The organism is Dietzia timorensis, assembly GCF_020742175.1.
Lineage (GTDB): Bacteria > Actinomycetota > Actinomycetes > Mycobacteriales > Mycobacteriaceae > Dietzia > Dietzia timorensis_A.
Genome location: NZ_DYXM01000084.1, coordinates 1 through 10,716 on the forward strand (window position 1 = coordinate 1; position 10,716 = coordinate 10,716).

Sequence of the window (10,716 nt, forward strand, 5' to 3'; positions counted from 1 at the left end):
CCTCGGGCCATTGCTGGGGATGGATGATCTCGCCTCCGAACTCGTCCTCGCCCGGATACTGAGGGCGGTAGCCGTTGTCGTGGGAGTAGTACCCGGCGCCGAAGTGCACGCGGCGTGCCCAAATGGTGCGCTCCGCGGGGCGCTCGGATTCGCCTTCGGCGGTTCGGGACTCCGCCGTCACACGGTAGAGCTCTCGGGAGCTGTCCCAGTCCGCCATGGCGATGAAGGAGCGCAGGTGGAGGCGATCGAGAGCGCCGCTCGCGCGGGCCGCGTCGCGGATGTACTCCTTGATCTCCGGGCCCTCGCCGAGCGTGGAGGCGTGCGGCCACTGGTGGAAGGGGAAGCCGAACGTCGCCATGTCGGAGTCCGAGCGGATTCCCGGGTAACGGAAGGTGTGCCACGTGCCGCCGAGGTCACTCTGCACGTCGTGAACTTCCCACTGCCACGCGGGGAAGGCCTCGGCGACGTGATGGGCGAGGTCGATCCCCGCGATGCCCGCTCCGACGATGAGCAGGTCGAGGGGGTTTTCTTGCGTTCCGGCGGTGTCGCGGGCACCGGTCGAAGTCGTAGTCATGGTCTTGACAATAGACCTCTTGGTGTCAAAATAGTTGCTCTATCGCGACAAGAATTTGCTATTTCGCGCCAAACGCGGGGATTGTGGGCGATATGGCATATGTGCGGTCGGCCGGGGTGCGCGGCGTGCGATCGGTGATCGAATCGCTCGGCGGCAATGCCGATTTGCTCGCGCGCCGCTCGGGCCTGCCCGAAGGGGCACTCGACGATGACGAGATCCTCGTCCAGGACGTTGCCATCGGCATCCTGCTCGAAACGGCAGCGGCAGAGCTCAACTGCCCCGACTTCGGGCTCCGCGTCGCACTGGAACAGGACTTCAGCATGCTGGGCCCGCTCGCCGTCGCGATCCAGAACGCCCGTACCGCGACCCAGGCCTTGGAGATGACGTCGAAGTACATGTTTTTCCACGCCCGCTCGCTCGAGATCTCCGTCGTCGAGGATCCGCTCGGTGAGCCGGGAATCCTCGGTGTGCGGTACGGACACAGCGACCCCGACGTTCCGCTGCCGCCACAGGCTATCGACATGGCGCTACTGTTCGTGCACCGCTCGATCACCCAATTGCTCGGCGAAGACTACGGGCTGCGATCCGTGCTGGTTCCCCATGAACTCCACGTCTCTCCTGCGCGCTATCGGGAGCTCTACGGCGCACCGGTCGAGACGGGGTGGGACGATGCCATGCTGCGGGCCCCGGCCCGGCTCCTCGACGAGCCTTTCGACGTCGTCAGCCCATCGGCCGGCGAGCTCGCGGTCGCGTACCTCGAGCGGCGCAGGACCGGTAAGGCCGACAGCATGGCCGAACGCACCCGCGAGATCCTGCGAGAATTTCTCGACACGGGCGTTTCCACTATCGGGGACACCGCGAAGCTGCTCGCCGTGTCCACCCGAACGCTGCAGCGCGCCCTCCAACGGGATGGCACCAGTTTCTCGGCGATTCTCGACGACGTCCGCAGGGAGGTCGCCATGCGGCTCGTCACGACCACCGATCTGCCCTTTTATCAGATCGCCTACGCGCTGGCGCTGGATGACGTCACGACCTTCAGCCAATACGCGCGCCGCTGGTGGGGCGTGACCGCGCGCGAATTCCGCGCCGCTGCGCGGTGAATCCGTCCCGCGGACTCCACGTTCCGCGCCGGCCGAGTCGATAAGCTGAAGCGGTCGCCACCGAAGCAATCCAGGAGCTGCCCAGATGAAGAAGGAAATTCACGTCGTCGGCGCGGTCGTGCACGCCGACGGGAAGATTCTCTCCGCACGCCGTGGTGAGGCGATGTCTCTTCCTGGGATGTGGGAGTTTCCCGGCGGCAAGATCGAGAAGGGCGAAACCCCGCGCGAGGCTCTCGTTCGCGAAATGCGCGAGGAGCTCGAGTGCACAGTGGAGATTGGCGACGAGGTCGCTTGCACGCGCCACGAATACGATTTCGGCTTCGTCACCCTCACCACGTTCTATGCCTCGCTCGTCGATAGCGAGCCTAGTCTCACCGAACATGCCGAGATTCGCTGGATCCCCGCCACCGACCTCGATTCGGTCGAGTGGGCGCCCGCCGATATCCCGGCGGTCGACAAGATCATGGCGGACGCGGCGGCGAATGAGCGGGTCTGACACGTGGACCTGTCCACCCGCCTTCTCAACGACCTGCGCTTCGGCCATCTCGATCGCACCTCCGCATCGGAGAAGCTGTTCAATCCAAGGCTTGTCTACAACGCCGAGCAGAACACGATGTTCAAGGCCATCGTCGAAGAGCTCCGTCGCTCGCATGCGTTTACCTTCTCGGTCGCATTCGTCTCGCCCGACGCCATCGCCTCGCTCAAGCAGCCGCTAGTCGATTTCGCCGGCACCGGCCGCATCATCACCTCGACCTACCTCGGGTTCAATAACCCGAAAGCATTCCGCGAACTGGCTAACCTCCGCGACCTGGGCATAGAAGTTCACGTCGTCGACGGCGCCGGCCGGGGGTTCCACCCCAAGGGGTTCCTGTTCGAACAACCCGTAAGTATGACGGCGATCGTCGGTAGTTCGAACCTGACCTCGAGTGCGCTCAAGCTCAATCATGAATGGAATCTGAAGTTCTCGGCACTGCCTGGCGGGGATATCGTCGACCAGCTTTCTGCCGCCGTCCAGACTCAGCTCGACCGCGCAGTTCCACTCACGGACGAATGGATCGACCGGTACGAAGCGGAGTATGTCGCCCCTCCGCCTCGACCGCGCGGGCAAAAGGCGGCAGCCGGGACCGACGTGGTACCGGCGATCGTGCCCAACGCGATGCAGGCCGAGGCCCTGGAACAGATCGCGCTCATCCGCGATAGCGGAGAGAAAAAGGCGCTGGTGATCTCGGCGACCGGCACGGGAAAGACGATCCTCGCCGCGCTCGATGTTCGCGCATTCCGCCCGCGGCGGATGCTCTTCGTCGTCCACCGCGAGCAGATCCTCGACCGCGCGATCGAGGAGTTCACCGCAGTGTTAGGGCTAGCCCCGGAAGATATCGGTAAGTACGTGGGCAGCTGCCGCGAAATCGACCGCCGCTACGTGTTCGCCACCCCGCAATCGCTGGGGTCGGGCGGCGCGCTCGAGGGAATCGACAAGAAACATTTCGACTACATTCTCGTCGACGAGGTGCATCGCGCGGGTGCGCAGCTGCACCTCAATATCCTCAACCACTTCACGCCCGATTTCCTTCTCGGTATTACTGCCACTCCCGAGCGCACCGACGACTTCAACGTGTTCGCGCTCTTCGATTTCAACGTGGCCTACGAGATCCGTCTGCAGCGAGCTCTCAAGGAAGAGATGCTCACGCCGTTCCACTACTACGGGATCTCGGATTTCGAGATCGACGGCGAAGTGATTTCGGATACCTCCCAGCTGACGAGCCTTGTCTCGCCGGAACGCGTCGGACATGTCGTTGGCGCGATCGAACGGTATGGGCACGTCGGAACTCAAGTCAAAGGTCTCATCTTTTGTAGTAGAAACGATGAGGCCAAGCAGCTGTCCGCCATGCTCAACTCCGCGTCGGTTCACGGGCACCAGTTGCGGACGCGAGCGCTGTCCGGCGCGGACTCGATCGGTGAGCGCGAACAGGCGGTTGTCGATCTTGAGGCGGGGAGGCTGGACTACCTCGTCACCGTCGACATCTTTAACGAAGGCATCGACATCCGGTCGATCAATCAGGTGATCATGCTGCGCCAGACCAAGTCAAGCATCGTGTTCACGCAGCAGCTCGGCCGCGGACTACGAAAGTCACCGGGCAAGGACTACCTGGTCGTCATCGACTTCATCGGAAACTACGCCAATAACTTCCTGGTACCCATCGCTCTCTTCGGCGACAGCAGCCTCAACAAAGATTCGATTCGGCGGCAGATGATCGAAGCGCAGGATGTCGGAGAGGTCGCAGGCCTCTCCAGCATCAACTTTGACGCCGTGTCCAAGGAACGCATCTTCACCGCGCTGGACGCGACGAAGCTTGACAGCATTCGCAACCTCAAGAAGGCGTTCAACGATCTTCAGGCACGTATCGGATCCACACCAACCTTGTGGGACTTCGCGCGATTCGACGTGGCCGACCCGGTGGTCGTCGCCGGGGCAAAGGACAATTACTGGAACCTGCTCACGACATTCAAGGTGGCGGACTCCGGCCCCAACAAACGGGAGAACGAGGTCCTCACCTATGTCAGTCGTGAGTTCCTGGGAGGCAAACGCCCTCACGAACTACTGATGCTGCGCCGACTGCTCGACGAGCCAGAGCATCGGATGTCGATATCGACGTTTGTCGACATGTTGGTCGAGGAAGGCCTGTCCCACGACGCGGAGACGATCTCCTCCCTCCGGAGAATCGCAGACCTGAGCTTCTTCACCGAAGTCGAACGCAAGAGATACGGCACGGCCCTCATCGAATGGACGGACGAGGAGATTGCGCTGGCCCCGGATATTTCAAGAAAGATCGACGTTGGCGGGGCGCTGCTCGATCAGCTGTCCGACGTCATAAATACGGGGTTGTACCTAGCTAGGCACCGCTACACGTGGGAATCGGATCTCGAAATCGGGAAGAAGTACTCGCGAAAGGACGTGTGCCGGTTGCTCAATTGGGAAAGCAACCAGCAAGGGACGATGTACGGCTACAAGGTTGACTCGTATTCCTCGACGTGCCCGATTTTCGTGACTTACCACAAGCACGACGATGTCTCGGCCAGCACGTCGTACGAGGATTCGTTCCTCAACGAAAGCGTTCTCCGTTGGTTCACCCGCAGTAACCGCACCTTGAAGAGCAAAGAAGTGGATGCGATCGCCAAGAACGAGATCCCGCTTTATCTGTTCGCCAAGAAAGACGATGCCGAGGGGACCGACTTCTACTTCCTCGGGACGGCCACGTCGGCGAACGCGCGGCAGACCACCATGCCCGGCTCGGAGGGGAAAGAGCTCAACGTCGTGACGATGGATCTTCATCTCGACGTCCCCGTTGAGGCAGGCCTGTACGACTACATAGTGACGTCGGGGGCGGAGCATCCGGTGGTGGACCCAGGCGACGCGGCAACGTATATCGAAGCACCCGCGCAAGCCCAGCTTTCGCTGGATATCGGTGCTGAAAGCGACGAAGCGTAAATCGTAACGCCCAGCAATCCATAACGAGATTGCACGCAGCGTTCTCCACTGCCACTGCCGCTGTCCCCGGGCGGGCGAATGTCTGGGCCCGCCTCTAGACTTGAAGTGTTTGGGTGATGGGTCGAGCGCTGCGAGAATGGCGACGATTTTATAGTCGGCGAGGCACAAGGAGAGCGAAGAAGTGGCACAGGCAGAAGGCGCGGCGGCACTACGCGGAGTATTCGCGGAGTTCTCGACCCGCGCGCCCGGGGCCATGCTTCGCGAGGCGGCAGAGAAGGACCGCGCGGTCGTGCAGGCCGCGGAGGCGCTGCGCCCGTTCGTGGTCGGCGAGCTGGCCGCGAAGGCGCCGCTGCTCGTCGTCACCGCCACCGAGCGGGAATCCGAGGAACTCGCCGCGGCGGTAGCTGCGCTCACCGGCTACGAAGTTGCCCAGTTCCCCAGCTGGGAAACGCTGCCGCACGAGCGCCTCTCGCCGGGTAAGGAAACCGTGGGCCAGCGGCTCAAGGTGCTGCACGAAATGGTTGTCGGCTCCAGGGGCGGGGAGTCCACACGTGTCGTGGTGGCGTCGGCGCGCGCCGTCATCCAGCCCGTGTCCCCGGCCGCTGCGCGCCGCGATCCCATCGAGCTGCGCGTGGGTGGGCGGTTGGATCCGACCGAGCTCGTCGCGAGGCTCGGCGTGTTCGCATACGCACGCGAGGACATGGTTTCCCGGCGCGGCGACATGGCCGTGCGCGGCGGTATCGTCGACATTTTCCCGACCACGCACGAGTACCCCGTGCGCGTCGAGTTTGATGATGACGAGATCGTCTCCATCCGCGAGTTCCTCGTCGCGGACCAGCGCTCGCTCACCGAAGGGGCGCTCGAGGCTATCGACCTATACCCGTGCCGCGAGGTGTTGCTCACCGAGGACGTGCGCGAGCGGGCCGGCGCGCTGGCCACCGAGCACCCGGACAATCCGACGCTGCGCGAGCTGCTCGAATCGCTCGCCGGGGGCGTGCCGAAGGACGGGATGGAGGCGCTGGCCTCGGTGCTTCAGCCGGGCGAGCAGCAGATCCTGCCGCTACTGATGCGCGCCGGCACGCGGGTCATCGTGTGCGACCCCGATAAGGTGCGCCGCCGCGCCGGAGACCTGGCCGCCGCCGGGCGAGAGTTCCTCGAGGCGTCGTGGACCGCGGCGACCATGGGTTCGGACGCGCCCATCGACTCCGAATCGCTCGACCTGTCCGGCTCCGGCTACCTCACGTTTTCCGAGGTACGCGAGCAGTCCATCGAGGCCGAGATTCCGTGGTGGCAGCTCGTGCCGCAGGGCTTCCTCGCCGAGGAGGACGCCGGGACTCTCGTCGAGCTCCCCTCGCAGGACCCGCCGGCGCCGCGCGGCAAGGAGGACAAGTTCGCCGCGTTCTTCACCGAGGCTCGCAAGGGCGTGGGCGCGGGGGATACGTACGTCGCCGTCACCAATTCCAAGGGTTCTGCCACGCGGCTGGTCGAGCGTGCCCACGAGGCCGAGCTCGCCGCGAAGGTCGTCGAAGACGGCGGAGAGCTTCCGGCCGGGCACCTCGCCGTGTTGGTCGGCCCGCTCATCGACGGCTTCGCGCTGGACCCTGCGGACGCCCAAGGGCCAGACCCCGAGGATGACGGCGGAGCCCGCAGCACCCAGGGCCGCCTCGTTCTCCTGTGCGAGTCGGAGCTCTCGGGTAACCGCGTCGCCGGGCGTTCCGGGGGCAAGACCAAGCACGCCAAGCGGCGCACGCAGGTCGACCCGCTTGCGTTGAAGTCCGGCGACCTCGTCGTCCACGAACAGCACGGCATCGGCCGCTTCGTGGAGATGATCGAACGTACGACCCGCGGAAAGAACGCCACGGGCCGGCGCGAATACCTCGTTATCGAATACGCCGCCTCCAAGCGTGGCGCGCCGCCGGACCGGCTGTTCGTGCCGATGGAACAGCTCGGACAGCTTTCGCGCTACGTCGGCGGGGAGGCGCCCGCGCTGTCGAAGATGGGCGGCGCGGACTGGCAGAACACCAAGCGTAAGGCACGCAAGGCGGTCCGCGAGATCGCGACAGAGCTCGTCGCGCTGTACGCCAAGCGGCAATCCGCGCCCGGCCACGCCTTCGCCCCGGATTCGCCGTGGCAGCGGGAAATGGAAGAGGACTTCCCCTACACCGAGACGATCGACCAGGCCACGGCCATCGAGGACGTCAAGGCGGACATGGAAAAGCCGGTGCCGATGGACCGGGTCATCGTCGGCGATGTCGGTTATGGCAAGACCGAGGTCGCGGTGCGTGCCGCGTTCAAGGCCGTGCAAGACGGCAAGCAGGTCTCGGTGCTCGTACCGACGACGCTGCTCGCCCAGCAGCACCTCGAAACGTTCTCCGAGCGCATGGCCGGATACCCCGTTACCGTGCGCGGGCTCTCGCGTTTCACCTCCGACTCCGAGGCGAAGGAGATTCTCGCCGGCCTCGCCGACGGCACCGTGGACGTAGTGATCGGCACGCACCGCCTGCTCGCCACCGGCGTGCGGTGGAAGAAGCTCGGCCTCGTGATCGTCGACGAGGAACAGCGCTTCGGCGTCGAGCACAAGGAGCACATCAAGGCGCTGCGCAACGCGGTCGACGTGCTTACGATGTCGGCGACGCCGATCCCGCGCACGCTCGAGATGTCGCTCGCCGGGATCCGCGAGATGAGCCAGATCCTTACCCCGCCGCAGGACCGGCTGCCGGTACTCACCTACGTCGGCGCGTACTCGGACAAGCAGGTCGCCGCGGCGATCCGGCGCGAGCTGCTGCGCGAAGGACAAATCTTCTTCGTCCACAACCGCGTGTCCTCGATCGACGCGACCGCGACCAGGTTGCGCGACCTCGTCCCCGAGGCGCGCGTTGCCGTGGCCCACGGGCAGATGGGTGAAGAACAGCTCGAGCAGACCGTCAACGGATTCTGGAACCGCGACTTCGACGTTCTCGTCTGCACGACAATTGTAGAGACCGGCCTCGACATCAGTAACGCCAATACGTTGATCGTCGACCGCGCCGAAAACCTCGGCCTGTCGCAGATGCATCAGCTGCGCGGACGCGTGGGTCGCTCCCGCGAGCGTGGCTACGCCTATTTCCTCTACGCGCCGGACCGCACGCTCACCGAAACCGCATACGACCGCCTCGCGGTGATCGCGCAGAACAACGACCTCGGCGCCGGCATGGCCGTGGCGATGAAGGACCTCGAACAGCGCGGCGCCGGCAACGTGCTCGGCGGCGAACAGTCCGGGCACATCGCGGGCGTCGGCTTCGACCTGTACGTCCGGCTCGTCGGCGAGGCCGTCGAGGCGTTCCGCGCGGTCGCCGACGGCGAGACACCGCAGGCCGAGCCCGAGTCCCGCGAGATGCGCATCGACCTCCCCGTCGACGCATACCTACCCGCCGAATACGTCGACTCGGAGCGGCTGCGCCTCGAGGCGTACCGGAAACTCGCGCAGGCGCAGAGCTTCGACGATGTCGACTCGGTCATCGAGGAACTGTTCGACCGCTACGGCCCGCTGCCCGAGCCCGCGCGCCGCGTCGCCGCGGTGTCGCGGCTGCGGATCGTCGCCGCCGAATACGGGGTGTCGGACGTCGTGGTCGCCGGATCGCGTATCCGCATCGCCCCGCTGAATCTGCTCGACTCGCAGCAGATGCGGCTCAAGCGGCTGTACCCGTCGGCTATTTACAAGGCGACCTCGCAGGTCGTGCAGCTGCCGCTGCCGAAGTCCGCGGCGGCCCGCCCGGGAGCCGGCGGAGCGCCCGAGGCGCGAGACGACGAGCTGCTGCAGTACGTCGCCGACTTCCTCGCCGCGATGGCGGGCAAGCCCGAAGGCTCGATCGTCGTCACCCAGCCCGAGGTCGCGGCGCGATGAGCGACGAGCAGCGGCCCCTGGAAAGAGCGGTCGAACTCTTCGCCCGCATTCGTAGAGAAGGGGAGTGGGAGTCCGCGCAGACGCACGCCTCGCTCATCCCGTATCTCATCGAGGAGTCGTTCGAACTCGCCGATGCCGTCGCCGACGGCGACCGGGAGGAACTTCGCTCCGAGCTCGGCGACCTTCTCCTGCAGGTGCTGTTCCACACGGCAATCACCGCCGAGCACGACACCGACCCCTTCGACATCGACGACGTTGCGCAGGCGATGCTCGATAAGCTCCGCCGCCGCGCGCCGTACTGGTTCGAGGACGGCCCGCCGCAGTTGGACGCCGCCGAGCAGGACCGGTTGTGGGAGCGGGCCAAGGCCTCCGAAGGCCGACGCGGACTTTTCGACGGTATTGCCTGGAACCTGCCCGCCCTCGCCCTCGGGGATAAGGTGCTCGCGCGCTGCGCCAAGGCCGGGATACCCGGCGACTGCGTGCCCAGGGAAATCGCCACGCCCGACGTCATGGGCTATGAGATTTTCGGTTCCGGCACGGGCGAGGGAACCGGGCACGAATCGGGTTCGGAGAACGCCTACCGGCAAGCGGTGCGCAGGTTCGCGCGGCGGGTCGAGGCTGCCGAAGAACGGCTTCACAATTCCGATGACGTCGGACGTGCCCCATTTCCCGCCGAAGCGTGGCGCTCCGTGCTCGGCGACACATCCGGGTAACGCAGCGCTTCAGCGGCCGGGCGTCAGGCGGAGAGCTCGGCCTCCAGCCAGTCGATGGTCTGCATGCCGAACAGGTCCGTGGTCCAACCGTAGAGGTTGGTCAGTAGCCGCATGTCGTCGCAGTTCGAGGGCTGGTGGCTCACCGTTGCGCCGGCCTGCCGGTACCGGTCCACCAGGCCCTGCGTATCGGCGGCGGGCACCAGCGACATGAACGAGTTGTCCGCGCCGCACGAGGTGATGAGCATCGGCTTCGACGGCGCTCCGTCGGACCCGAGGAGATTGTCGTCGAACACGTGCTGGAACTCCGGAATCCGGGCGGGGGACTGGCCGTTCGCGAAGAGCGCCGACAGCGGCACGAAGGGAAGCGTGAAGTAGGCGGGGAACTGGCACTCGCTTCGGTAATAGTCGGCGACCTGCTTGCCGAGAGGCGAGAGCTTGGCGTCGAGGTCCATCTCCGGATACTTCGCCTCCAGCCCGACGAGCGTGGCGAAGGCGAAGCCCGCACCGACCGAGCCGTCGGACTTTTCCACGAAGTTGCGCTGATCGACGACCATTCCCTCGGCGACGCTCGCCTGGACGTTCAGCTCGGGCGCGTATTCGGCGTGCCGCTCGGCTGCGAACGAGGCGCCGACGCCGCCCCCGGCGATACCGAAGAGGCCGACGGGGGACTGAGGCGAAAGGTCCAGGCCGGGTAGCTGCAACGCGGAGCGAAGGCCATCGAGCATCGCGTTCGCGGCGTACTTGCCGGCGAACACCCCGTGCGGTCCGGTCTGCGAATCGTTGCCGACATCGCTGATCGACACGGCCCATCCGCGTTCGAACATCATCGCCAACGGGCCGAGCGCGGACCAGGCCCCTGGCTCGAGGGGCGTGGCGCCGGTCCACTGAGTGGACGGATGGCAGCGAGAGCCGAGGGAGTCGTTGGCCTCCTGATAGCCGACCACGGGCCTGGTGCGGTC

At 65.4% G+C, this 10,716-nt stretch carries 7 protein-coding genes; 5 read left to right on the plus strand and 2 right to left on the minus strand.

Annotation, left to right across the window (positions count from 1 at the left end):
* Nucleotides 1-574 (minus strand): NAD(P)-binding protein (locus K8V11_RS04580; RefSeq protein ID WP_303911224.1); only part of this gene is annotated, 574 nt, incomplete at its 3' end.
* A gap of 92 nt (nt 575-666) precedes the next feature.
* Between K8V11_RS04580 and K8V11_RS04585 the strand changes: the two genes are divergently transcribed.
* The 5 genes from K8V11_RS04585 (at nt 667) to K8V11_RS04605 (ending at nt 9,757) form a co-directional block, all read left to right on the plus strand.
* Nucleotides 667-1,674: an AraC family transcriptional regulator gene (locus K8V11_RS04585; RefSeq protein WP_303911226.1), complete on the plus strand. Its 1,008-nt coding sequence runs from the start codon at nt 667-669 to the stop codon at nt 1,672-1,674.
* A gap of 85 nt (nt 1,675-1,759) precedes the next feature.
* A complete protein-coding gene (locus K8V11_RS04590) occupies nt 1,760-2,170 on the plus strand; it encodes a (deoxy)nucleoside triphosphate pyrophosphohydrolase (protein WP_303911228.1) in 411 nt (136 codons plus the stop codon).
* A 3-nt stretch (nt 2,171-2,173) separates the two neighbouring features.
* A complete protein-coding gene (locus K8V11_RS04595; protein ID WP_303911230.1) occupies nt 2,174-5,161 on the plus strand; it encodes a DUF3427 domain-containing protein in 2,988 nt (995 codons plus the stop codon).
* A 253-nt stretch (nt 5,162-5,414) separates the two neighbouring features.
* Complete coding sequence (gene mfd / locus K8V11_RS04600; protein ID WP_303911236.1) at nt 5,415-9,044, plus strand: transcription-repair coupling factor; 3,630 nt, start codon at nt 5,415-5,417, stop codon at nt 9,042-9,044.
* Entirely contained in the window at nt 9,041-9,757 is a 717-nt protein-coding gene (locus K8V11_RS04605) for a MazG nucleotide pyrophosphohydrolase domain-containing protein (RefSeq protein ID WP_303911232.1), read from the plus strand. The genes mfd and K8V11_RS04605 overlap by 4 nt, the downstream gene beginning before the upstream one ends.
* 23 nt (nt 9,758-9,780) lie before the next feature.
* Here the strand turns inward: K8V11_RS04605 and K8V11_RS04610 are convergent.
* The coding region (locus tag K8V11_RS04610; protein WP_303911234.1) for a lipase family protein at nt 9,781-10,716 on the minus strand (936 nt) is incomplete at its 5' end.